Source organism: Streptomyces sp. NPDC058284, from assembly GCF_042881135.1.
Taxonomy (GTDB): Bacteria; Actinomycetota; Actinomycetes; order Streptomycetales; family Streptomycetaceae; genus Streptomyces.
This window is the reverse complement of record NZ_JBHVYE010000017.1, coordinates 21494-44950: the sequence shown is the minus strand read 5'-3', so window position 1 is coordinate 44950 and position 23457 is coordinate 21494. Positions and strand designations below refer to the sequence as shown.

16 protein-coding genes and 2 pseudogenes are annotated in these 23457 nt (G+C 70.9%); 13 read left to right on the top strand and 5 right to left on the bottom strand.

Annotation, left to right across the window (positions count from 1 at the left end; all coding sequences use genetic code 11):
* Nucleotides 1-59 precede the first annotated feature (59 nt).
* On the top strand, nucleotides 60-3185 hold the full coding sequence (locus ACFVYR_RS23275; RefSeq protein WP_384255741.1) for an endo-alpha-N-acetylgalactosaminidase family protein: 3126 nt from the start codon (nucleotides 60-62) through the stop codon (nucleotides 3183-3185).
* Nucleotides 3186-3232: 47 nt separating this feature from the next.
* Here the strand turns inward: ACFVYR_RS23275 and ACFVYR_RS23270 are convergent, their stop codons facing one another.
* On the bottom strand, nucleotides 3233-4984 hold the full coding sequence (locus tag ACFVYR_RS23270; protein ID WP_384255738.1) for a beta-galactosidase: 1752 nt from the start codon (nucleotides 4982-4984) through the stop codon (nucleotides 3233-3235).
* A 165-nt stretch (nucleotides 4985-5149) separates the two neighbouring features.
* On the opposite strand from ACFVYR_RS23270, the gene ACFVYR_RS23265 reads away from it, so the two are divergent.
* From ACFVYR_RS23265 to ACFVYR_RS23230, 8 genes and pseudogenes are all read left to right on the top strand, one after another.
* The gene (locus tag ACFVYR_RS23265; RefSeq protein WP_384255736.1) at nucleotides 5150-6058 is read left to right on the top strand and encodes a helix-turn-helix domain-containing protein; all 909 of its coding nucleotides are present in this window, start codon (nucleotides 5150-5152) and stop codon (nucleotides 6056-6058) included.
* A gap of 11 nt (nucleotides 6059-6069) precedes the next feature.
* On the top strand, nucleotides 6070-6459 hold the full coding sequence (locus tag ACFVYR_RS23260) for a chorismate mutase (protein ID WP_384255733.1): 390 nt from the start codon (nucleotides 6070-6072) through the stop codon (nucleotides 6457-6459).
* A gap of 57 nt (nucleotides 6460-6516) precedes the next feature.
* On the top strand, nucleotides 6517-9066 hold the full coding sequence (gene pepN / locus ACFVYR_RS23255) for an aminopeptidase N (RefSeq protein ID WP_384255731.1): 2550 nt from the start codon (nucleotides 6517-6519) through the stop codon (nucleotides 9064-9066).
* A gap of 191 nt (nucleotides 9067-9257) precedes the next feature.
* On the top strand, nucleotides 9258-10112 hold the full coding sequence (locus tag ACFVYR_RS23250) for an NAD(P)H-binding protein (protein WP_384255728.1): 855 nt from the start codon (nucleotides 9258-9260) through the stop codon (nucleotides 10110-10112).
* Between the two features lie 184 nt (nucleotides 10113-10296).
* On the top strand, nucleotides 10297-11730 hold the full coding sequence (locus ACFVYR_RS23245; RefSeq protein ID WP_384255725.1) for a pyridoxal phosphate-dependent decarboxylase family protein: 1434 nt from the start codon (nucleotides 10297-10299) through the stop codon (nucleotides 11728-11730).
* Entirely contained in the window at nucleotides 11727-13166 is a 1440-nt protein-coding gene (locus tag ACFVYR_RS23240; RefSeq protein ID WP_384255722.1) for a lysine N(6)-hydroxylase/L-ornithine N(5)-oxygenase family protein, read from the top strand. Before ACFVYR_RS23245 ends, ACFVYR_RS23240 begins: the two co-directional genes overlap by 4 nt.
* Before the next feature lie 361 nt (nucleotides 13167-13527).
* Nucleotides 13528-14214: pseudogene (locus ACFVYR_RS23235) on the top strand (IS5 family transposase); the annotation flags it as partial.
* Nucleotides 14215-15004: 790 nt separating this feature from the next.
* Complete coding sequence (locus tag ACFVYR_RS23230) at nucleotides 15005-15667, top strand: hypothetical protein (RefSeq protein ID WP_384255720.1); 663 nt, start codon at nucleotides 15005-15007, stop codon at nucleotides 15665-15667.
* A 597-nt stretch (nucleotides 15668-16264) separates the two neighbouring features.
* On the opposite strand, the pseudogene ACFVYR_RS23225 reads toward ACFVYR_RS23230, so the two are convergent.
* Both ACFVYR_RS23225 and ACFVYR_RS23220 read right to left on the bottom strand, forming a co-directional pair.
* Nucleotides 16265-16339 (bottom strand): annotated as a pseudogene (locus tag ACFVYR_RS23225) (TetR/AcrR family transcriptional regulator); the annotation flags it as partial.
* A 274-nt stretch (nucleotides 16340-16613) separates the two neighbouring features.
* Nucleotides 16614-16826: a hypothetical protein gene (locus ACFVYR_RS23220; protein WP_384255717.1), complete on the bottom strand. Its 213-nt coding sequence runs from the start codon at nucleotides 16824-16826 to the stop codon at nucleotides 16614-16616.
* A 104-nt stretch (nucleotides 16827-16930) separates the two neighbouring features.
* Here ACFVYR_RS23220 and ACFVYR_RS23215 point away from each other — a divergent pair, with 104 nt between their 5' ends.
* Nucleotides 16931-18121, top strand: a complete 1191-nt coding sequence (locus tag ACFVYR_RS23215) for a GDSL-type esterase/lipase family protein (protein ID WP_384255714.1) — start codon at nucleotides 16931-16933, stop codon at nucleotides 18119-18121.
* A gap of 4 nt (nucleotides 18122-18125) precedes the next feature.
* On the opposite strand, the gene ACFVYR_RS23210 is transcribed toward ACFVYR_RS23215, so the two are convergent.
* Nucleotides 18126-19931, bottom strand: a complete 1806-nt coding sequence (locus ACFVYR_RS23210) for a bifunctional metallophosphatase/5'-nucleotidase (RefSeq protein ID WP_384255712.1) — start codon at nucleotides 19929-19931, stop codon at nucleotides 18126-18128.
* A 128-nt stretch (nucleotides 19932-20059) separates the two neighbouring features.
* On the opposite strand from ACFVYR_RS23210, the gene ACFVYR_RS23205 reads away from it, so the two are divergent.
* Nucleotides 20060-20770: an SIMPL domain-containing protein gene (locus tag ACFVYR_RS23205; RefSeq protein WP_384255709.1), complete on the top strand. Its 711-nt coding sequence runs from the start codon at nucleotides 20060-20062 to the stop codon at nucleotides 20768-20770.
* 19 nt (nucleotides 20771-20789) lie between these two features.
* On the opposite strand, the gene ACFVYR_RS23200 is transcribed toward ACFVYR_RS23205, so the two are convergent.
* On the bottom strand, nucleotides 20790-21620 hold the full coding sequence (locus ACFVYR_RS23200) for an SDR family NAD(P)-dependent oxidoreductase (protein ID WP_384255706.1): 831 nt from the start codon (nucleotides 21618-21620) through the stop codon (nucleotides 20790-20792).
* A 107-nt stretch (nucleotides 21621-21727) separates the two neighbouring features.
* Here ACFVYR_RS23200 and ACFVYR_RS23195 point away from each other — a divergent pair, with 107 nt between their 5' ends.
* Together ACFVYR_RS23195 and ACFVYR_RS23190 are read left to right on the top strand one after the other, a co-directional pair.
* Nucleotides 21728-22588: a helix-turn-helix transcriptional regulator gene (locus ACFVYR_RS23195; RefSeq protein WP_384255703.1), complete on the top strand. Its 861-nt coding sequence runs from the start codon at nucleotides 21728-21730 to the stop codon at nucleotides 22586-22588.
* A 345-nt stretch (nucleotides 22589-22933) separates the two neighbouring features.
* Nucleotides 22934-23452: an RNA polymerase sigma factor gene (locus ACFVYR_RS23190; RefSeq protein WP_384255700.1), complete on the top strand. Its 519-nt coding sequence runs from the start codon at nucleotides 22934-22936 to the stop codon at nucleotides 23450-23452.
* The last annotated feature ends 5 nt before the right edge of the window (nucleotides 23453-23457 follow it).

Below are 23457 nucleotides of genomic sequence, written 5' to 3'. Positions count from 1 at the left end.
CCCCCGTCCCACCCGGCCATCGTGATCGGCACCGATTCCGTCCCCTGGAGGAGTGCCGCATGCCGCCGTCAGACAGGTCAGGACCGAGCCGCCGAGCCGTGGTCGCCACCGGTGCGGTCGCCGGGGTGGGGGCCGCGCTCGGAGCGGGCGGAACCGCGTTCGCCGGGGGTACGCGGAGCGCTCAGGGCGCCCCCGGCAGGCCCCTGCCCGACGAGGTGGTCCTGCGCTCGGCCGACCTGGACGTGCGCGTCGCCACCGCCTTCCCGCGCGTCGTCTCCTACACGGACCGCGCGAGCGGCGCCGTACTGCACGGCCGGCGGGACGCCGTCACCACGGTCCTCATCGACGAGGCCGCGCACACCCCGCAGGTCACCGCCACGACGGGCGGATCCCGCGCCGCGTACGTGCTGGCCTTCGACGGCGGCACCCGGATCGACGTCGAGATCGCGGTCGAGGGCAGGCAGGTCCACTGGCGCGTCACGAGGATCGCGGACACCGACGCGCTGCGGGTCGGCACCCTGCGGATCCCCGGCCTCGCCCTGCTCTCCGTGCGCAGCGACCAGCCCGGGGCCGCTCTCCTCGCCGCCAAGGTGCAGCTGGACAAGGCCAAGAGCGGCGACACCCTCGTCCGTCCCGCCGCGGACACCCCCGCCGAACCGCCCACCGGCTGCGCCTACGCCGTCGTGGCACACGACAGGATCGGCGGAGCCATCGAGACCAACACCGTCTACGACAAGCCCACCAGCGAGGCGGGCACCACCTGGGAGAACGGCCGCCTGTGGCGCGAGACGGTGCGGCACGACGCCGGGAACGCCGACTACGTAGAGGCCCGGTTGAGCCCGGGACAGTGGACATACCGCGCCGCGACCGCGCCCGTGCACGCCACCGAACCCCTGCCCTACGCCACTGTCGTCATCACCGGCGACCGGGGCGGCGACGGCAAGGTCGACTGGCAGGACGCGGCGATCGCCTTCCGCGACATCATGGTGACCCCGCGCGGCGCCGACGAGCAGCACCTGCGCGTCGTCCCGCACATCCCGTTCAACTTCGCCTCGCAGGCCACCAACCCGTTCCTCGCCACGCTCGACAACGTCAAGCGGATCCACCTGGCGACCGACGGCCTGCGCCAGTACACGCTCCTCAAGGGCTACCAGTCCGAGGGCCACGACTCCGCCCACCCCGACTACGCGGACAACTACAACACGCGCGCGGGCGGCCTTACAGACCTCAACACCCTGGTCCACGAGGGCAAGAAGTGGAACAGCGACTTCGGCGTACACGTCAACGCCACCGAGTCGTACCCCGTGGCGAACGCCTTCTCCGACAAGCTCGTCGACAGGAAGAACGAGCAGTGGGACTGGCTCGACCAGAGCTACCGCATCGACCAGCGCCGCGACCTGGTCTCCGGGGACGTCATCAAGCGCTTCGCCGACCTGCGCGCCCAGACCGACCGCGGCCTGAACACCCTCTACATCGACGTGTTCCGCGAGTCCGGCTGGACCTCCGACCGCCTCCAGCGGGCCTTCCGCGACCAGGGCTGGACCGTCACGTCGGAGTGGGGCCACGGCTTCGAGCGCTCCTCCCTCTGGTCGCACTGGGCCACCGAGACCGACTACGGCGGCGACACCTCGCGCGGCCTCAACTCCCGGCTGATCCGCTTCATCCGCAACCACCAGAAGGACGTCTTCGCCGACAAGTGGCCCACCCTGCTCGGCGCCGCCCGCATGGGCAACTTCGAGGGCTGGGTCGGCAAGACCGACTGGCACGCCTTCTACGACCTGATCTGGACCCACTCACTGCCCGCCAAGTACCTCCAGGCGAACCCCATCAAGAGCTGGGACGAGCACGAGATCACCTTCTTCGGGGCGACGAGGACGACGGTCTCCGACTCCACGGGCGTGCGGCGCATCACCACGGACGGAAACGTCGTCTACGAAGACGGCCGCTACCTCCTCCCCTGGGAGCCCCGCAAGGCACACGATCCCGCCAAGCTGTACCACTACAACCCGGCGGGCGGCGCCAGCACCTGGCAGCTCCCGCGCGCGTGGGCACGCCGCTCCAGGGTGGCGCTCTACCGGCTCACCGACCAGGGACGGGTCTTCGAGTCGTACGTCTCCGTAGCGGGCGGCAAGGTCACCGTCGAGGCCGACCCGAAGCAGCCCTACGTCCTCTACCGCGAGCGCGCCGCCGCCCTGCCCGACCCCAAGTGGGGCCAGGGCACACCCCTGCACGACCCGGGCTTCCACTCCGGCTCCCTGAAGGGCTGGACGGTCAGCGGCCCCGCCACCGTGCGGCTCAGCGACCTCGGCGACCACGAACTGGTCATCGGCGCGGGCGCCGCGGCCTCCGTCGGCCAGCGCCTCACCCGCCTGAAGGCCGGGACGTACGTCGCGTCCGTGCAGGTCGAGGTCGGCGAGAAGCCGGGGGAGCGGCGCAGGGCGTCCCTGGAGGTGCGCACCGCCGACGGCGTCACCGCCGCCAACTTCACCGAGACGTCCACGGCGGGCAACTACGTCGCCGCCGACCGCAAGCACGGCACCCGCTTCCAGCGCATGTTCACGTACTTCACCGTCCCCGAGGGCGGCGGCAGGGCCGAGCTGACGCTGCGCGCCGAGGCGGGCCACGCGCGCGTGCGCTTCGACAACGTACGGATCGCCGCCACCCGGCGCCCCGCGAAGCGCCCCCGCGCCACCCTCGCCCACGAGGACTTCGAGCACGTCCCGCAGGGCTGGGGCCCCTTCGTGAAGGGCGACGCGGGCGACGTCACCGACCCGCGCACCCACATCGCCCAGCGCCACGCCCCGTTCACCCAGCGCGGCTGGAACGGCAAGGCGATCGACGACGTCATCGACGGCACCAACTCCCTGAAGTCACGCGGCGAGAACACCGGCCTGGTCTACCGCACGGTCCCGCACACCGTCCGCTTCGCACCGGGCAAGCGCTACCGCGTCTCCTTCCGCTACGAGAACGAGAAGGCGGGCCAGTACGCCTGGATCACCGCGGTCGACGACCCGTCCCCCCACGAGAGCGACCGCAAGGACCTCCCGGCCGCCACCGAACCCACCACCCTCACCTACGAGTTCACCGCCCCCGCCGAGGGCGAGGCCTGGGTCGGACTGCGCAAGACGGGCGAGGACGGCAAGGCGGAGTTCGTCCTTGACGCGTTCGAGGTCAGCGAGGTGTGAGGCGCGGGGGGTGGGGGGGGGCTGACTCGACCGCCCCCACCGCCGACTCACACCAGCCCCACCCGCTCCCCGGCCCCCTCCAACTCCAGCACCCACACCTCATTCGCCCCGTCCCGCAGCACAGGGCCGGGCACGTACAGCGACATCTGCGGGCCCACCGCCCAGTAGCGCCCCAGGTTGAAGCCGTTGACCCACACGAACCCCCGCGTCCAGCCGGGGAGCTCCAGGGACGCGTCGCCGGGGGAGCCGACCTCGACCGTGCCCCGGTACAGGCCGGGCCGGCCCTCGCCGGGGCCGGCCGAGGGGACCCCCCGTACCGCCGACGGCACGTCGAACGCGTCGAGCCGCAGGCCGCGTGCCCGCACCCCGTGCAGGTACTGCCGTTCGTGCAGGACGCCTCCGGTGATGCCCTTCGGCTCGCCCGTCCGGGGCCCGTAATTGACCCTCCCCAGGGACTCCACCCACAGCTCCACGCGCGCGTGCCCGGCGACGGGCGTGCTCAACGCCGGGGTGCCCTCGGTGAGGACACCGGCGCGCTCCCCGTCGACGTACACCACCGCCCGGTCCCGAAGGCCCCGCACGCTCAGCGGGTACGGTTCGCGCGGCCCCGGCACCGTGACGGCGTACCGGACCAGACCCCGGTCCACGTCCAGCTCCTCGAACGTGGGCGGGACGGCGTGCTCCGCCTCGGGGCCGCCCAGCCAGTCCAGGACCGTGTCCAGGGGGGCCCAGTCGGTGAGGACGGCCGACGCGGGAGCGCCGAGCGCCGGGAGCGGCGGGGGCGGCTCCGGCAGGGGACCGGACGCGTACTCCGCGAGAACCTCACGGAAGGCCCAGAACTTGGGCGTCGCGCGGCCGAACTCGTCGATCGGCGCGTCGTAGTCGTACGAGGTGACGTCGGGCTGCAGCTCGCCGTCGTGCAGGGCGCCGCCGCCCCGGTTGGCGCCCGCCCAGCCCGCGAAGTTCGTCCCGCCGTGCGCCATGTAGAGGTTCACCGACGCCCCGCACTCCAGGATCTCGCGCAGCGCCGCCGCCGCGTCACCGGCGTCCCGCACGACATGCTCTGCGCCCCAGTGATCGAACCAGCCGCACCAGAACTCCATGCACATCAACGGGCCCCTGGGCCGGTGCCTGCGCAGCGTGCCGAAGCCCGCCCGGGCGCCCGAGCCGAAGTTGGCCGTCGCGAGGACGCCCGGGACCGACCCGCCGGTCAGCATGTGGTCCTCGGGGCCGTCCGAGGTGAACAGGGGGACCGTGACGCCCTCGGCGCGCAGCAGGCCGGCCAGGTGGCGCAGGTACACCTGGTCCGAGCCGTAGCTGCCGTACTCGTTCTCGACCTGCACCATGATCACCGGGCCGCCGCCCGCACCGCCGTGCTGGCGCGGCACGATCTCCCGCAGCAGCAGGCGGAACCACCGCGCCACGTGCCCCAGATACTCCTCGTCACGAGTACGCACGCGTGCCCCCACCGCACCGGTCAGCCAGTGCGGCAGGCCGCCGTTCTCCCACTCCGCGCAGATGTAGGGCCCTGGCCGGACGATCGCCCAGAGCCCCGCCTCGCGCGCCGCGTCCAGGAACCGGCCGACGGCCCCGACGTCACGGCTGTCACCGGGGCGCGGCTCGTGCAGGTTCCACGGCACGTACGTCTCCACGCAGTTGAGGCCCATCGCCCGCAGCATCGCCAGACGATGGCCCCACTGCGCCTCGTGCACCCGGAAGTAGTGCAGCGCCCCGGAGAGCAGCCGCACCGGCCGCCCGTCCAGCTCGAAATCGTCCTCGCCGACCCTGAACCCGTTCATCGCGTCCTCTCGCTCACGTACCGCCCGCCCACGATTGCCCCTGGCGGGCGGCAGGGTCCATGGACAAAGATCGGGTCCGGTTGGACGCAGCGAGACAGGACGAACGCGTCCGGCGACGCACCGAGCGGGCCGGGCCCCGGCCCGCACCGGAAGGGACGCACGCGGATGTACCACACCTGGATGCGGTATTTCACCCCGAGCCCGGCCCACCACCGGCTCGGCCTCGCCTGCCTCGGCGTCGGCCTGCAGCACGGCCTCCTGCCGACCGTGGGCCCGCGCACCCTCGACCACCACGTCGCCGTCGTCATCAGCGCGGGCGGCGGCTGGTTCCGCGGCGCCGACGGGCGCCGGACCACCGTCACCGCGCCCGCCCTGATCTGGCTCACCCCGGGCACGCGCCACCACTACGGGCCCGACCCCGAGACCGGCTGGGACGAGTGCTTCGTCGACTTCACGGGCCCCGCCACCGACACGTACACCGAACTCGGCTACATCGAACCCACCCGGCCCGTCGTACCGCTCTCCGACGCGGCCGGCGCCCGCGCCGCCGTCGCCCGCATCGCCCGCGCGGCCCGCCGCGGCAACCCCCTCCTGGAGGTCGAGACCGGCGCCGCCGTCCACGAACTCCTCGTCGCGCTGCGCCGCGCCCGCGCCGACATCGCCCCCGACGGCGACCCCGTGCTCCAGGCCCTGGCCCGCGACGCCTTCCAGCCCCTGTCCGTCGCCGAGCACGCGGCCCGGCACGGCATGACCCCCGCCGAACTGCGCACCGCAGTGCGGCGCGGCGCCGGCTGCAGCCCCAAGGACTACCTCCTCGGCATCCGCCTCGGCCGCGCCAAGGAACTCCTCGCCGCCACCGAGCTCCCCGTCGCCGCCGTCGCCCGCCGCGTCGGCTACGACGACCCCGCGTACTTCTCCCGCCTCTTCACCCGCCGGGTCGGCACGGCGCCCGTCCGCTTCCGCGACCAGCAGGGCAGGGCCGTACCCGGCGGCTGGTCCCAGCAGATACCCGACCCCGACCACCCGCCGATCCTGCGCTCCTGCGCCGATGGCGGGCCCGCACCGGCAACGTAGGCTCGTGGCCCATGACCACCAGCCACACCAGTGACGAGAACAGCGACGGCACGCCCGCGGTCGCGGACGAGACGGTGCGCGCCGAGCTGTCCCGGCTGCGCGACAGCATCGACAACATCGACGCCGCCGTCGTCCACATGCTCGCCGAACGCTTCAAGTGCACCCAGCAGGTCGGCCACCTCAAGGCCCAGCACCACCTGCCGCCCGCCGACCCCACTCGCGAGGCCCGCCAGATCGCCCGCCTGCGCCAACTGGCCGAGAACGCGAAGCTCGACCCGGCCTTCGCCGAGAAGCTGCTCAACTTCATCATCGCCGAAGTGATCAGACACCACGAGCAGATCGCGGAGGGGCCCGTGAGCGGCGACGGGACGGCTCCGGCGACGACGCCGACCACGGACTGATCCGTCCCCACCCCACGCCCCTGCACCGACCCGCCCGCCATCAGGCAGCATGACCCCATGCCCGTACTGACGCGCGACGAAGCGCAGACCCGTGCCCAGCTCATCGACGTCCACCGGTACACCGTCGAGCTCGATCTGAGCCGGGCGGCCGATCCCGCCCGCGACACCTTCGACTCCCGGACCGTCATCCGGTTCAGCGCCCGCGCCGACGGCGCCACCTTCGTCGAGCTCAAGCCCGCCGAGCTGCGCTCCGTCACCCTCGACGGGCGGCCCGTCGACCCGGCGGGCCTGGCCGACAACCGGCTCGCGCTCGACGGGCTCACCGCGGGCGAGCACGAGCTGCGCGTGGACGCCGCGATGCGCTACTCCCGTACCGGCGAGGGCATGCACCGCTTCACCGACCCCACCGACGGCGAGACGTACGTCTACACGCAGCTCTTCATGGAGGACGTGCAGCGCGTCTTCGCCGCCTTCGACCAGCCCGACCTGAAGGCCGTCTTCGAGTTCTCCGCCACCGCCCCCGAGGGCTGGACCGTCCTCGCCAACGGCGTCACCGACCACCTCGGTGGCGGGACGTGGCAGGCCGCGGCCACGCCGCCCATTTCCACCTACCTCGTCGCCGTCGCCGCGGGCCCCTGGCACTCGGTGCGCACCGAACACCGCGGACTGCCCTTCGGTATCCACTGCCGGCGCTCCCTCGCCCCCTTCATGGACGCCGACGCCGAGGAGATCCTCGACGTCACCCGCGCCTGCTACGACCGCTACCACGAGAAGTTCGACGAGCCCTACCCCTTCGACTCCTACGACCAGGCGTTCGTCCCCGAGTTCAACGCGGGCGCCATGGAGAACCCCGGCCTCGTCACCTTCCGCGACGAGTTCATCTACCGCTCCGCCGTCACCGACACCGAGCGGCAGACCCGCGCCATGGTCATCGCCCACGAGATGGCCCACATGTGGTTCGGCGACCTCGTCACCCTCACCTGGTGGGACGACATCTGGCTGAACGAGTCCTTCGCCGAGTACATGGGCTTCCAGACCACCGCCGAAGCCACCTGCTTCACCGACCCCTGGACCGACTTCGGCGTCGCCCGCAAATCCTGGGGATACGACGCCGACCAACGCCCCTCCACCCACCCCGTCGCCCCCGACCCCGACGCCGTGCCCGACACCGCGTCCGCACTGCTCAACTTCGACGGCATCTCGTACGCCAAGGGAGCAAGCGCCCTGCGCCAGCTCGTCGCCTGGCTCGGCGAGAAGGACTTCCTGGCGGGCATCAACATCCACTTCGCGCGGCACAAGTTCGCCAACGCCACCCTCGCCGACTTCATCGACTCCCTCGCCCACGCCACCGACCGCGACGTGCACGGCTGGGCCGAGGCGTGGCTGCGCACCACCGGCGTCGACACCCTCACCCCGAAGGTCTCCCACAGCGGCCGTGCGTGGACGCTCACCGTCGACCGCGACGGCGGCCCGAGCCATGACGCGGGCCCCGGCCACGGCGGCGGACGCCCCCACCGCATCGCCGTCGGCGTCTACGACCGCGACCTCGCGGACGGCCGCTCCCTGGTCCTGCGCGAACGCTTCGAGACGGACATCCCGGCCACCGACGCCACCCCGCGCGACGGCGGGCGCCCCGCCCTCATCGTCCTCAACGACCAGGACCTCACCTTCGCCAAGATCCGCCTCGACGAGACCTCCCGGGAAACCGTTCTGCGGAGCCTCTCCGGCGTCCCGGACGCGCTCACCCGCGCCGTCCTGTGGAACAGCCTGCGCGACATGGTCCGCGACGGCGAACTCGAAGGCGCCGCCTACCTGGAGGCCGCCCGCGCGCACCTGCCCGAGGAGAGCGACCTCGCCATCGTCCAGGGCGTCCTCGCCTTCGCCACCACCCACATCGCCCACCGCTTCGCCACCCCCGGGCAACGGCCCGCCGCCCTCACCCTCCTCGGCGAACTCTGCCGCGACCTGATCCGCCGCACCGAGGACGGCTCCAACCCCGGCCTGCGCCTGACCGCGGTCCGCGGCGCCATCGACGTCGCCACCCAGGCGGCGCCCCTCCAGGCCTGGCTGAGCGAGGGCACCGTACCCGGCGGCCCCGAGCTCGACCCGGAGCTGCGCTGGCGGGTCCTCGGCCGGCTCGCCGCGCTCGACGCGACCGACGAGGCCGCCATCGCGGCCGAGCTGGAGCGCGACCCGAGCGCCACCGGCCGCGAGGGCGCGGCACGCTGCCGGGCCGCGCTGCCCGACGCGGCGGCCAAACGGGCCGCCTGGGAGGCCATGTTCGCCACCGACGAGCTGTCGAACTACCTCTTCACCGCCACCGCCCAGGGCTTCTGGCAGCCCGAACAGGCCGACCTCGTAACGGAGTACGTCCCGCGCTACTTCGAGGACGCGGTCGCCCTCGCCGCCCGACGCGGGCCCGCCATGGCCGAGGCGGCGGGCCGCTACGCCTTCCCGCTGCCCTTCGTCGACGCCGAGACGCTCCGGCTCGGCGAACGGTGCCTGCGCGACGCCGACCCCACCCCCGCCCTGCGCCGCAAGCTCGTCGACCAGCTCGATGACCTGGCACGGGCACTGCGCGTACGGCAAGGAGCGGAGAAGGGCTGACGGAGGCGGACGGGGGGCGTAGGACCTGATGCCTACGCCCCCTGGTCCCCCGCGACTGGTCCCATACGACGATCCGGGACCCCGCGGACCCGGCCTAGGGTGAAACGGAAGCCGCTCAGGACCCGCCCGACCGGCCCCCGGCACCAGGACCGGAGCAGACCGGCCGGGCCGCACCAGCAAGGAGCCACCCCGTGATCGTCGTGACCGGTGCCACCGGAAACGTGGGCAGCGCCCTCGTCACCCAGCTCATCGCCGAACGCGTCCCCGTACGCGCCCTCAGCCGCGACCCGCGGCGCGCGGACCTGCCCGCCGAAGCGCACACCGCCCGCCTCGACCTCACCGGCGACCTGCCCGAACCCGCCGAACTCCGTGCCCTGTTCGACGGCGCGACCGGCCTCTTCCTGCACGCACGAGCCGTGGGCGAACACACCGCGGCCCTCCTCGAAGCGGCCCGCGCACAGGGCGTCCGGCACGTCGCCGTCCTCTCCTCGGGCATCATCCAGGACGGCGCCGACACCACCCACCCCATCCACGTCCAGCACGCCCGACTGGAAGAGCACGTACGCGACAGCGGCCTCGACTGGACGTTCCTGCGACCCAACGCCTTCGCCACCAACGCGTTCCAGTGGGCGCCCCAGATCCGCACCGGCGACACCGTCCGCGGCCCCTTCCCGGACGCCGTGACCGCCCCCATCCACGAGGCCGACATCGCCGCCGTCGCCGCCCGCGCCCTCCTCGACGAAGGCCACCGCGGCGCCGTCCACCGCCTCACCGGCCCCGCCCCGGTCACCACCGAGGAGCAGGTCCACACCATCGGCGCCGCCCTCGGCCGCACCCTGCGCTTCGTCGACGTACCCCCAGAGGACGTGGGGCCCGACCTCTTCCCGCACGTACCGCCCCACATGCTCCCCGCCCTCCTGCGCTCCTTCGGCGACGCGGTCGGCACCGAACCGGAGATCACCACCACCGTCAAGGCCGTCACCGGCACGCCGGCCCGCACCTTCGAGGAATGGACGGCCGACCACAAGGACGCCTTCCGCTCCTGACCATCCAAAGGCGCGCCCGTACCAACACGCCCCAGCGGCCCGCCCTAGCACCCCGCCCCGCCCCCACACGTTTCCTCCGTACGGCAATACCACTTTCGGGTTCCCTCGCGCCGGTATCCAGGCGCACCGGGCCGCGCGACGTACAGGCTGGTGCCCCTGTACGCGCGCACCCGAAGGACCGCCCATGAGCACCCCGCCACCCCTCGCCGGAGGCGCCCAAGGCCCCGACGCCCTGCGGCCGTTGCTCGCAGCAGCCCTCGAAGGCCTGTACACCGGCACGGCCGCCCGCCACGGCCCCCTCCCCGCCGGCGGCCCCGAAGCCGTCGCCGACCGCGTCCGCGCCGCCGCCGAACCGGTCCTCCCCGAACACGGCACGGGACCCGAGGCGGCCCTGCGCACCCTCGTCCACACCCTCGCCGAAGGCGCCGCCGACCCCGCGGACCCGCTCTGCGCCGCCCACCTGCACTGCCCACCCCTCGCCGTCGCAGCCGCCGCCGACCTCGCCGCCTCCGCCCTCAACCCCTCCATGGACTCCTGGGACCAGGCACCCGCCGCGACCGCGCTCGAAGCCCTCGTCACCCGCGCCCTGGCCGCCGAGATCCACGACGGCGGCGACGCCCTCGTCACCACCGGCGGCACCGAGGCCAACCAGCTCGCCCTCCTCCTCGCCCGCGAAAGCCCCACAAGCCACGGCCCCCTGCGCCTCCTCACCGGCGAGAACGCCCACCACTCCCTCGCCCGCGCCGCCTGGCTCCTCGGCCTCCCCGACCCCGTCGTCGTACCCGCCCCCGCGGGCACCCTCGACCCCGCCGCCCTCGACGAAGCCCTCACCGAACTCGGCGGCCCACCGGGCACCTTCCTCGTCGCCGCCACCGCGGGCACCACCGACGCCGGACTCATCGACCCCCTCGACGAGATCGCCGACCTGTGCGCCGCCCACGGCGCCCGACTCCACATCGACGCCGCGTACGGCGGAGGACTCCTCTTCAGCGACACCCGCAAGGAACAGCTGCGCGGCCTCAACCGCGCCGACACCGTCGCCCTCGACCTGCACAAACTCGGCTGGCAACCCGCCGCCGCCGGCCTCCTCGCCGCCCGCGACCCCCGCGACCTGCACGCCCTCGCCCACCGCGCCGACTACCTCAACGCCGACGACGACACCGAAGCGGGACTCCCCGACCTCCTCGGCCGCTCCCTGCGCACCACCCGGCGCCCCGACGTACTCAAGATCGCCGTCACCCTCAAGGCCCTCGGCCGCACCGGACTCGGCGCCCTCGTCGACCAGGTCTGCGACCGGGCGGCCGAGTTCGCCGCCCTCATCGACGCCCACCCCGCCTTCGAGCTCTACGACACCCCCGCCATCAGCACCGTCCTGTTCCGCCCCACGAACGCCACCGACGACCACATCGCCCACGTACGCAGACGGCTGCTCACCCAAGGCACCGCCGTACTCGGCCGCGCCGACCTCGACGGCCGCCGATGGCTCAAGGCCACCCTCCTCAACCCCCACACCCGGCCCGGCGACCTCGCCGCACTCCTCAAGCTCGTCGAAGAACCCGACACCGCACCCACCGCCGCGCCCGCCCCCGACCACGTGGAAGGAACCACCCCCCGATGACCGGCACACCCGACCACCCCCGCCCCCGGCCGCTCACCACCCCCGAAGACCCCCGCGACCTGGTCGGCATCGGCATCGGCCCGTTCAACCTCTCCCTCGCCGCCCTCGCCCAGCCCCTCGGCGAACTCGACACCTCCTTCTACGAACAGCGCCCCGACTTCCACTGGCACCCCGGACTCCTCATCGACGGCGCCACCCTCCAAGTCCCCTTCCTCGCCGACCTCGTGACCCTCGCCGACCCCGCGAACCCCTGGTCCTTCCTCAACTACCTCAAGACCCGCGAGCGGCTCTTCCCCTTCTACTTCGCCGAGCGCTTCCACATCCAGCGCGCCGAATACGACGCGTACTGCCGCTGGGTCAGCGAGAACCTCACCGGACTCCACTTCGGACACCAGATCGACGCCGTCCGCTGGAACCCCGAACGCGGCCTCTTCGAAGTCGACTTCACCCAGCTCGACACCGACGGCGAAGCCGAAGCCCTCGGACGCACCTACACCAAGAACATCGCCCTCGGCATCGGCACCGCCCCCCACATCCCCGAACCCCTCAAACCCCTCACCGAAGCCCCCACCGCCCCCGTCATCCACTCCGCGGACTACCTCCACCACCGCGACCTGCTGCTCAGTGCCGAACACATCACCGTCATCGGCTCAGGGCAGTCCGGCGCCGAGATCTTCCTCGACCTGCTTCGCGCCCGCCCCGCGGGACAGGAGAGGATCCACTGGCTCGCCCGCACCGAGGCCTTCGCACCCATGGAGTACTCCAAACTCGGCCTGGAACACTTCACGCCCGACTACACCCGCTACTTCCACGCCCTGCCCGAAGCCGTCCGCGACGGCCTCGTCCCGCACCAGTGGCAGCTCCACAAAGGCATCGACGCCGACACCATCGCCGCCATCCACGACGAGCTCTACCGCCGCACCCTGCACGGCGGCTGGCCCGACGCCGTCCTCACCCCCGGCGTCCGCGTACGCACCGCGGGCCGCGTCGCCACCACCCGCGTCGAACTCCACCTCGAACACCTGCAACAGGGCACCCGCTCCCGGCTCACCACCGACGCCGTAGTCCTCGCCACCGGCTACCGCGAGCGCCCCCTGGACCAGCTCCTCGCCGGCCTCGACCCCTACATCCGCAGGGACTCATCGGCCCGCCCCCGCATCGACGAGCAGTACCGCCTCGTCCTCGACCCGTCCGTCACCGGATCGGTCTACGTACAGAACGGCGAACGCCACACCCACGGCGTCGGCGCCCCCGATCTCGGCCTCGCCGCCTGGCGCAGCGCCACCATCCTCAACTCCCTCTCGGACGACGCCCCCTACCCGCTGCCCGACCGCACCGCGTTCACCACCTTCGGCCTCCAGAGCTCCGAACGCCGTACCGGCACCGCGGGCCGCATCGGCGAACAGCGCGGAAACCTCGTACGTCTCAAGAGCTGACATCCCCCGCCGCCAGCTCCCCGACCCGCGCCACCACCCCGCCCGACCTCGGACACGACCACACCGCGACGCCCGCCACCACCCCGGCCGCCAGCGGATGCGTGTCCGGGTGCGCCGGGCACTCCGGCCACACGGCGGGCGCCAGCTCCGCGCACAGCGCCTCGACCGCCCAGTCCGACGCCTGATCCGCGAACTCCGCCGTCAGTAGTTGTCTTTGAACTCTGGCCGTTAGGCACTGGCGGCTGGATGATCTGCCGTGTGGGGGCTGGCGGGACAGTCCGGCGGTATTGCCGGGAGTGTGGTGATCCGCTGCCGGTGACGATGGCGGCAGCCGTGGTGTTCTGCTCAAGTCGGTGCAGGAAAGTGGAGGCCCCTGCCTGCGGACTTCCCACCCTGGCAGACCGTCTACGGGTTCTTTGCGCGATGGAACCGGGCCGGAGTGGTCACCTTCATCCGCGACCAGCTGCGGCGCCACATCCGCACAGGCAAGGGCCGCTGCCCGTTCCCGGTGACGCTGATCGTCGACTCCCAGTCCGTCAAGGCGGCCTCCACCGTCGGCCGGGACAGCCGCGGCTACGACGCGGGAAAAAAGATCAAGGGACGTAAGAGACACCTCGTGGTCGACACCTTGAGCCTGCCCGTGATGATCACGGTGACGGCGGGCGATGTCCGCGACGAGACCATCGCCCGCGACCTGCTCTGGCGCCTGCGGCTCACCCACCCACAGATCACCCAGATCTGGGCGGACTCCGCCTACGCGCGTGACCTGCTGCCCTCCTGGACCGCAGGCCATCTCTGGATGACCCTGCGGCCCGTGCTGCGACCCAAGGGCACTCGTGGTTTCGTCGTCCTGCCCCGGCGCTGGAAGGTCGAGCGCTCCCTCGGCTGGATCATGAACGCCCGCCGCAACGCTAGGGACTATGAGCGGCTTCCCCAACATGCCGAAGCCCATCTGAACTGGGCGTTCATCACGCTCATGACCAGGCGCCTGACCCGAAAAGGGCACCACACCCCGAGCTGGACAAAGGAGCTGCGGCCCGCCGCTAGTTGATCCCCCCGGCCCTCAACTGCCCCGATCGCGCGGGTCATCAGCACGGACCCTGGCCACCGCTGTTGACGGCGGTAATTTTCGCGGTGCTGCCGCTAGTGCTCTGAACATGCATCGAGTTCCCGTTTTCCAGGGCGTGACAACTCATACGAACAAAGCGTTCTACCCAAGAATTCCCAGGAGCCCAAGATTCGCTAGGGCATGGAGCCCTAGACCAACCAGGTACGTGACAGTGTTGAGAAGGTCCACACCAGTCTCCTTCGTTATCGCTGCTCAGTGCGCGGATGGGACGTGTAGTAGCTGCCCCTGGCTTGACCTCGTTACGCGCCTATCACTCGAAATGAGGAACTGTCAGATACGGCTGTACTGGCGGCTGGCGGCGCTTGGGCCAAGACGGGGGTATTCGCGATCATCGGCTTTCTGCCATGCCGTACAGCACTGGCCGTAACCCTTGCAGAAACGCGGTCGCGGAACGGCTACCTCTGCCACACGGGCTCTGAAAAGCAGCGTTGAGGAAGAGAGACACCTACTCATGGCCGCAACTGACGGATTCCCAACCCGGCTTGTTCGCTCTGGCACCGCCGTGATGGCAGACCGTGTGGTGATCTATGGGGTGTTGTTACATGAACTGCGGATAACCGTCATGACGGTTGAACTAGGTTGATCAAGCACTCACCGCTCAGCACGGACGGTGAGGGCAAACAGGACACTTCCCGGTGCGGCGCCGCCCGACCAGCGGAGCCGTGCCGTGCGCGCGAACAGATCCATGACCGTGAAGGGGAACCACTCCATGCGTAACACCACCCACCGCCGCAGCGCCCTGCGTACTGCAGCCGTTTCGGTCCTCGCCGGTACGGCGCTCCTGGCCCCGGCGGCAGCCGCTCTGGCGAGCACGCCCGCCACGGAGCGGCCCGCTGCGGCGCGGAGCGTTGCCGCCAAGCCCGTGAAGATTGACATCGGTGCCGGCGTCACCATCCCGGTCAAGGATGGCAAGCCGTACTACAACGGCAAGGCCCTCAAGCCGGGCCAGACGGTCGACGACGGCATCTACCTGCACCTGAGCGCCGACGGTAAGCGCCTGTACAGCAAGACGCAGGGCGGTGGCACGCCGTACGCCATCTGGGACGTCAAGACCGGCAAGAGCCTCGGCACCCAGAAGAACAGCCCCACCGCCGCGGTGAAGCCCGCGCTGACCGCCAAGCCCTCGGCGACCTCCGTAAAGGCATGGCAGGAGCTGCGCGTCAGCGGCAAGGCCACCGGCATCAAGGCAGGCGCCAAGGTCGGCCTGCAGCAGAAGCAGCGCGGCACGTGGAAGACGCTGCCCGCCTCCACGACCGTCAACAAGTCCGGCGCGTACACCCTGCGCGTCAAGCTCGGCCTCAAGGGCAAGAACGAGCTGCGCATGCAGAGCGGCTCCACCGTGTCGCCCGTCTTCACGGTGACGGTCCGCTGACACACACGGCTGCAGAGGCATGGACGTACGGATAAGCGCGGCCGTACGGACCACCGAGGCGCCCGCACCCCGCGCGCGTACACGCCCCCCACCCCTGTGAGCAGCCACTCTCACGGCAACTGCGGCGAGGTACGCCCGCAGCGCGCAGCGGCCCGCGTCGACCCCCTCGATGATCGCCACGGGCGCGGCCGGCGACTGGCGCGTCCCGTACGAAGCCCGGTACTCGGTTCCCGGACCGTGGCTAGTAGGGGGTCCACTGCGTGCCCAGGGTGGGACCTGGGGCTGGCCGCGGCGGGGTCCTCGTACGGCGCGCCGCGGGCGTCACCGCTCACCCCGGGTGACGCCCGCCACCGGAGTCATGTCGCGCGTTTGCCAAGCCGTCGGCGCCGCGCGCTCGGTGGGACAACCGTAGGCTCTCCGGCCTCCACGGCCTCGACCCAGTCGCCGTCGGACGCCCGCTCGGCGGCCGTCCGCGTACGCGGGTCACGTATCGGGATCTCGATGTCAGGGCCCTGCCCCAGCGGGCGCCGTGGCGTGCTCATGGAAGCAGTGTGACCCCAGTCCGGTGATGGCAGCGCACCGGAGCCTGTGCTCTGAGCGGACCGCGGTCTCGTTCGTCGGGTCCGACTCGAAGACCAGACGGAACGCGCCGCCCTCGTTCTCGACGTACGCGCGCCAAGAGCAGCCCGGCGGCCGCAGCACGGCGGGTACCTCCAGCACCGGCCGCCCGGTGCACCCGCGAGGCGCGCCGCGCGTACCCCGATTCTGGCTTCCATCAGTACGACGCGGACCGGGTCGCCGTAGTGCTCGGACAGCGGTCTCGCTTCCCGCGGCCGCCGCCATCGCCACCGGCAACGGATCACCACACTCCCGGCAATACCGCCGGGCCGCTCCACCATCCCCCACACCGCAGAGCATCCAGCCGTCTCTGCCTCACGGCCAGAGTTCAAAGACAACTACTCAGAGCCTGTGTCATATCCCCGGCCCCCTCGGCGCCGAAGCGCACGACAAGACCCGCGCCCGAACCGTCCGGCCCGTACAGCGCGACGTACTCCCCGAACTGCGGATCCCGCTCCTCCCGGACGACGGGGCGCACCGCGCACGTCGCCGACAGATCACGGAGCACCGGTTCCAGAGCTGCGGCAATTACCGAATCCATGGGGCGAATTGTCCCCGCCCAAGCGCCCACACGCCGCCGAATATTCCTGCGAGAAAAACGCCCCGCCGCGAAATACCGGACCCGCCCGCCCGGTTCAGGCGATCATGACCACCGACACCACAGCCTCCTGGACCGCAGCCTTCCGCTCCGCCGTCGTCAGCTCCCACGAAAGCATCGAACTCCTCGAACGACGCGGCTTCGCCGGCCACACACTCCGCCAGATCATCCGGCTTGACGGCGGCGGCACCGCCGTCCGCGTCCACCTCAGCAACCGCTACGGCAAGGAACCCCTCCACATCGGCGGCGCCCGCCTCGCCAGACGCACCGAAGGAAGCGGCATCGACGCGGACAGCGATACGCCGGTCCGCTTCGGCGGCGCCGAGGACTTCACCGTCCCCGTCGGCGAGGACGCCGTCAGCGACCCCGTCGAGCAGACCGTGCGGGCCGGCGACGAACTCGCCCTCACCCTCTGGCTGCCCGACGACACCGGCCTCTCCACCTACTCGGCCGTCCCCCTGCGCACCGGCTACGCCGTACCCGGCAACGCCCTCACCGCGCCCACCCTCCACGGCACCGAAGGCCTGGAGGAACTCGCCACCCGCCACTTCATCAGCGGCGCCGACGTCCTCGCCCCCACCCGCACCCCCATCACCGTCGCCTTCGGAGACTCCTGGTTCGAAGGCACCGGCACCACCCCCGACACCGACCACCGCTTCCCCGACCTCCTCAACGACCGGCTGCGCGCCGCGGGAAGCACCGGCTGGGTCGTGAACCAAGGCCTGTCCGCCAACCGGCTGCTCACCGACGAGGTCGGCGAACACGCCCTGGCCCGACTGCGCCGCGACGTCCTCGACGTGCCCGGCGTCACCCACGTCCTGGTCCACTTCGGCCTCAACGACCTCGGCATACCCGGCCAGGAGGCCTACCCCGACCCCGCACCCGTCCCCACCGCCGCCGACCTCATCGCCGGCTTCACCGCCCTCGCCGACCGCCTCCACGCGGCAGGCCTCACCGCCACCATCACCACCGTCGGCCCCTACAAGGACACGGTCTACGAGGGCTACTCCACCCCCGAAGGCGTCGCCGTCGCCCGCGAGGTCAACGACTGGATCCGCAGCGGGAACAGCCCCTTCGACGCCTACGCCGACTTCGCCGCCGCCGTCGCGGACCCCGCCGACCCCGACAGGATCCACGACGACTACGACAGCGGCGACGGCCTGCACGTCAACGACGCGGGCGCCCAGGCACTCGCCGACGCCGTCGACCTGGCCACCCTGGGAATCCAGCAGCCGTGACGGCCTAGAACACCGGCGTGCCGTCCCGGGTCAGCTTCCAGTCCACCGACGCGAACCGACCCGGGTCGACCGTGCCCTTCGCCTTCACCCAGCCGATGATCGTGTTCCGGATCTCCTCGGAATTCGCCCACAACTGCTTGGCGCCCGCGATGTGCGGGAAATTCCCGCCACCGCTCGCCCGGTAGTTGTTCACCGCGAGCACGAACTCCGCCTTCGGATCGATCTCCTTGCCCTCGAACGCCAGCTTGACGATCCGCGACCCCACCGGCTTCGCGATGTCCACCTCGTACGTCACGCCCCGCACCGCGTCATAGTTGTAGTCCGGGATGTTGTCGGCGTTCGTGAGCTTCTCGGGGTCGACCGGACCACCGGCAGGAGTACGCACGTAGTACCGCGCCGAGAACTCCAGATAGTCCTTGAGCTGCGCGCCCGTGAGCAGCCGCGCCTCCAGCGTGTTCTCGAACGGATAGAGCCCCGCCGCGTCCTTGATCGTCACATCGCCCGCCGGGATCCGCGCCGTGCGCGAGAAGCACGAACCCTGCGAAAGCACCGGCAGCGCCGCATACGCGCCACCCTTCAGCGCCGCCGCCACCGTCTCCGTCTGCACCAGATTGATCAGATCGATGATGGCGACATCCTTGTACGGGCCCTCGGCCGTGCTCATCGCCGCCGTCGACGTGCCGATCACCTGATTCACGTACGCGACGACCTTCTTGTGCTCGTCCGCCAGCAGCCGTGTGATCTTCTTGTCCTCGGCCGCCGTGTTGGAGTTCAGAACCTTCGCACCGGCCCGCTCCACCGTCCAGCGGCCCTTCGCCCACACCAGATCGAAGTCGAACAGCGTGAGGCGCTGCCCCCACTTCAACGGCTCGGAAAGGACGATCTTCTTCCCCGTCTTCTTGTTCTCCACGAAGTACTCGGGAATCTCCGTGTGCGCGTGCCCGACCAGAATCGCGTCGATCCCCGGCACCTGCTCCGCCACCAGACCGGCCGCGTTCTCGACGTACGGCAACTGATCACCGTACGACGACGTGCCGCTGGAACCCGAGTGCGCCGACACGATCACCACATCCGCACCCATCGACCGCAGCTTCGGCACCCACTTCGCCGCCTGCTCCTCAAGGCCTGGGAACACCATCTTCCCCTGCACATTCGCCTTGTCCCAGATCGCGATGCCCGGATTGGTCAGACCCAGCACCGCCACCTTCACCTCCCGGCCGTGCGGCGTACGCAGACGCTTCATGAAGTACGGCGGGAAAGCGGGCTTCGCCGTCCTCGCGTCCAGCGCGTTCGCACCGAGCAGCGGAAAGTCGCACTGCTCCTCGAACTTGCGCAGCACCGGAATACCGTAGTTGAACTCGTGATTGCCGAGCGCCGCCGCGTCGTACCCGATCGCATTCATCGCCTGCGCCATCGGATGCACCGGACCGTGCTCGGCGGTGATCGGATCGACCTTCGCGTAGTAGTACGAGAGCTGCGTGCCCTGAATCGTGTCGCCCGCGTCGATGAGAAGGGTGTTGCGGCGACCCTTCTCCTTCCGGACCTGATTCACCAGCGTCGAGATCTTCGCCAGGCCCACATCGTTGTGGTCCTTGTCGTCGAACTCCTTGTCCGTGAAGTAGTCCCAGTTGAAGACATTGCCGTGCAGATCCGTCGTCCCCAGCACGGTGAACGAGTACCGCTTCTCGCGCCGCCCGCCCTCGCGCGACTCACCGGCCTCCGCGGCCGGTGCCACGGCCGCGCCCGTCACCGCCAACCCCACACCCGTGGCAGCAGACGTACCCAGGAACTTCCGGCGGTTCAGCGGCATTTCCGTACTCCTCAGTCGACCGACGTAACGCGCGTAGATTCTGACCCCGGCCACCCGGCCCGCAACAGACCTTCCAGGTTTCGATCCGGTGACTGTCCGGTGCGCCCACCCGGTGCGAGAGTGACCGCATGGACACCGCACCCACCCCCCACGGCACCCCCGACGCCCCCCGACTCGCCGTCCGCGGCGAAGCCCACCTCGAAGTCGACCCCGAGATCGCCCGCATCAGCATCACCGTCAACGCCCGCGGCACCGACCGCCGCGACGCCCTGAACGACCTCACCCGACGCAACGCCGCCGTCCTCGACCTCATCAAGGCCTACGGCGACACCGTCGAAAAACTGGAGACCGGCGCCTTCTCCATCAGCCCCGAACTCACCAGACACGGCCGAGGCGACCGCGTCCGCGCCTACCACGGCCGCGTCCACACCACCGCCGAACTCACCGACTTCACCGCCCTCGGCGAACTCACCACCCGCATCGCCGACCTCGACCTCACCCGCGTCGAAGGCCCCTGGTGGGCCCTGCGCCCCGACTCACCCACCCACAGCCAGGCCCGCCGGCAAGCCGTCCGCGAAGCGGTCCAGCGCGCCCGCGAATACGCCGACGCCCTCGGCACCCACCTCGCCGCCCTCATCGAACTCGCCGACATCGGCGCCGACAACCCCACCCCCGCGTACGGCTACGGCAGCCCCGCCGGCGCCATGCGTTCCATCGCCTACGGCGGCGCCCCCGACCTCCCCGAGAACGCCGCCCCCCTGGACCTCGAACCCCAGCGCCAGCACGTCTACGCCCAGGTCAACGCGCGGTTCACCATGGTTCCCCCGGATCTGCGGTAGCCGGTGGGCCCCGCCCCGCTCAGGCCAGCATGCCGCCGTCGACCGGCAGCACCGCGCCCGTGACATAGGAAGCACGGTCGCTCAGCAGCCACGCGGCGGCCTCCGCGATCTCCCGCGGAGCGGCGGCACGACCCAACGGCGTCCGGGCATTGAGCTGATCGATGGTGCCCGGCGACCGCTCGTCCCACTCCAACAGCATCTCGGTGAGCGTCGTCCCGGGCGCCACCGCGTTGACCCGGATGCCCTCGGGGCCGTACGTCGCGGCCGCCGACGCCGTCAGACTGTTCAGCGCCCGCTTCGCCGCCCCGTACGCGGGCAACTGCGGATTGGCCATCAGAGCGCCGACGCTGGACGTGTTGACGATGGCCCCACGCCCGGACGTCGCACGCATGGCCGCGACCTGCGCCGCCATCGCCCACCACGGCCCCTTCACATTGACGGCGTAGACACGGTCGAAATCGGCCTCCGACAACTGATCCATCGGCCCCGGCGGCTGCCCCGTCGCACCATTGTTGAACGCCACGTCCAACCGGCCGTACACCTCCACACAACGCTCCACCGCCGCCCGCACACTCACCGGATCGGCCAGATCGCACACCACATACTCCGCGCTGCCCCCGCCCGCCCGGATCTCCTCCGCCACCGCGGCGAGCTGACCCTCCGTACGCGCCGCCAGAAGCACCCGCGCACCCTCCCCGGCGAACAGCCGCGCCGCCGCCGCACCGATGCCACGACCGGCACCCGTGACGAACGCGACCTTGCCGGCGAGCAGACCGGCACCCGGATCGGACGGAACCGGCGCAGATGTGAGCGATGTGCTGTTGCTCGTGTTGTTCCTCGTGTCGTTCATGGAGCCGAGCCTGCGCCCCGCCACCCACCTCATCCAGGCACCAGCAGTACCTGGCTGAGCCCGCCCCGGCGCAGGTCCACGCAGGTCAGCTCGTCCACACTGGTCACGTGGAACGACGTCAGCAACGAGAACTCGGCGATTTCCTGCGCAGCCGACGGGAGCGGATCACCCCCGCCGACGTGGGACTGCCCGCCGGACCGCGCCGCCGCACCCCCGGCCTGCGCCGCGAAGAAGTGGCACAGCTGGCCTACATCTCCACCGAGTACTACACCCGCCTGGAACAGGCCCGCGCCCCACACCCCTCCCGCGAAGTCCTCGCCCACGTCACCCGCGCCCTGCGCCTCTCGGACGTCGAACGCGACCACCTCCACCACCTGGCAGGACTCCCGCCAGGACCGCCGCCAGGACCCTCCCGAGAAGTACGGCAGAGCATCGTCGAACTGCTGGACAGGCTGCCCGGGGCCGCAGCGGTCGTCCTGTCCGCCACGTACGAGGTCATCGCCTGGAACCCGCTGGCCACCGCCCTCATGGAGGACTTCTCCGCCCTGCCGCGGCCGGCCCGCAACCTCATCCGTCGCACCTTCCTCGCCCCCTACCGGCACGGCCGGCGGCTGTACGGCGTCACCGACGCGGACGAGTTCGCCCGGACCTCCGCCCAGCACCTGCGCACCGCCGCCGCCCGCTACCCCGACGATCCGGAAGTGACCGGTCTCGTCGAGGAACTCCTCAACGGCAGCGAGGAGTTCGCCCACCTCTGGGCCGCCCACGACGTCACCGACCGGCCCACCCTGTGCAAGACCTTCGAGCACCCCCTCGTCGGCCCGGTCACCCTGCGCTGCGACGTCCTGGACATCACCGACCGGGACCAGCGCGTGGTCGTCTACACCGCAGCGCCCGGCTCGCCGTCGGAAGAGGCGATGCGGCTGCTGTCGGTCGTCGGCACGCAGACGATGAATGTGCCCGGTTGACGCCACCGATCGACCTGATGTTCGGGTGAGCTGTGTTCGGACAAAGTCACCCGTACGTGTCTGCGGGGCCGTCGCGCACATCGCCCTCGCGTGTGACTTGAGCCACACGCGCCGCTGATATTGGCGTAGACCTTGCACCATGCGCAACGGCGAACCCTATGGTCACGCTCCGTTACCCACGAGTATGTGGTGACGTTGTGCAGTGTTCAATGATCACTACGTAATATTCGCTTCTCCACGCATGCGTGTTCGCCCACTTCGAGCGGTTGAGTAACCCTCACCAGTGGGCGACGGGACAAGAGTTGACGGTCGCCCTTCGCTTCAAGCCCTCCATGAAGAGGACTCATGCCCGAAGATGTCCACGCGGAGGACGGCAGCAGCCCAGTAGCCGAGTCCGTGCTGCCACTGCCGCTGGAATTCGAAACGCTCTACCTGACCAACCAGGAAGCGTTTCACGCCTACGCGTTGCTGCGACTCGGCACCAACGGCGCTGCCGAAGACGCGGTGCACCGCGCGTTCCTGGAAATCCTGCAGCACTGGAACGCACTGATCGAAGAGAGCGACGTACAACAGCAGACGTGGGCGATCCTCCGACGGGTCGTCATGTCACAGACCCTCAGAGCCTTCCGCAAGCGCCTGGCCCTGCTGCCCAGCGACATCGGCCTCTTCCGGGCCATGAGCAACCTGCCGCCACGCCAGTTCGACGTCATCGTCCTGCGCTACGTCCTGCAGTACGACACCAACAGGATCAGCGGATACATGGGCGTCACGCCCAGCACCGTCGACTATCACTGCCGCAAGGCGAAGGAGCGGCTGGAGCCCGCCGTGGCCTCACACATCAAGACCCAGGGGGACCGGGAATGACAAAG

Excerpts from the sequence above, each read along its gene's own strand:
- ACFVYR_RS23245 (WP_384255725.1), top strand. The coding sequence starts at position 10,297 with ATGAGCACCCCGCCACCCCTCGCCGGAGGCGCCCAAGGCCCCGACGCC.
- ACFVYR_RS23270 (WP_384255738.1), bottom strand. The coding sequence starts at position 4,984 with ATGAACGGGTTCAGGGTCGGCGAGGACGATTTCGAGCTGGACGGGCGG.
- ACFVYR_RS23230 (WP_384255720.1), top strand. The coding sequence starts at position 15,005 with ATGCGTAACACCACCCACCGCCGCAGCGCCCTGCGTACTGCAGCCGTT.
- ACFVYR_RS23190 (WP_384255700.1), top strand. The coding sequence starts at position 22,934 with ATGCCCGAAGATGTCCACGCGGAGGACGGCAGCAGCCCAGTAGCCGAG.
- ACFVYR_RS23265 (WP_384255736.1), top strand. The coding sequence starts at position 5,150 with ATGTACCACACCTGGATGCGGTATTTCACCCCGAGCCCGGCCCACCAC.
- ACFVYR_RS23240 (WP_384255722.1), top strand. The coding sequence starts at position 11,727 with ATGACCGGCACACCCGACCACCCCCGCCCCCGGCCGCTCACCACCCCC.
- pepN (WP_384255731.1), top strand. The coding sequence starts at position 6,517 with ATGCCCGTACTGACGCGCGACGAAGCGCAGACCCGTGCCCAGCTCATC.
- ACFVYR_RS23205 (WP_384255709.1), top strand. The coding sequence starts at position 20,060 with ATGGACACCGCACCCACCCCCCACGGCACCCCCGACGCCCCCCGACTC.
- ACFVYR_RS23215 (WP_384255714.1), top strand. The coding sequence starts at position 16,931 with ATGACCACCGACACCACAGCCTCCTGGACCGCAGCCTTCCGCTCCGCC.
- ACFVYR_RS23200 (WP_384255706.1), bottom strand. The coding sequence starts at position 21,620 with ATGAACGACACGAGGAACAACACGAGCAACAGCACATCGCTCACATCT.
- ACFVYR_RS23275 (WP_384255741.1), top strand. The coding sequence starts at position 60 with ATGCCGCCGTCAGACAGGTCAGGACCGAGCCGCCGAGCCGTGGTCGCC.
- ACFVYR_RS23260 (WP_384255733.1), top strand. The coding sequence starts at position 6,070 with ATGACCACCAGCCACACCAGTGACGAGAACAGCGACGGCACGCCCGCG.
- ACFVYR_RS23220 (WP_384255717.1), bottom strand. The coding sequence starts at position 16,826 with ATGGATTCGGTAATTGCCGCAGCTCTGGAACCGGTGCTCCGTGATCTG.
- ACFVYR_RS23210 (WP_384255712.1), bottom strand. The coding sequence starts at position 19,931 with ATGCCGCTGAACCGCCGGAAGTTCCTGGGTACGTCTGCTGCCACGGGT.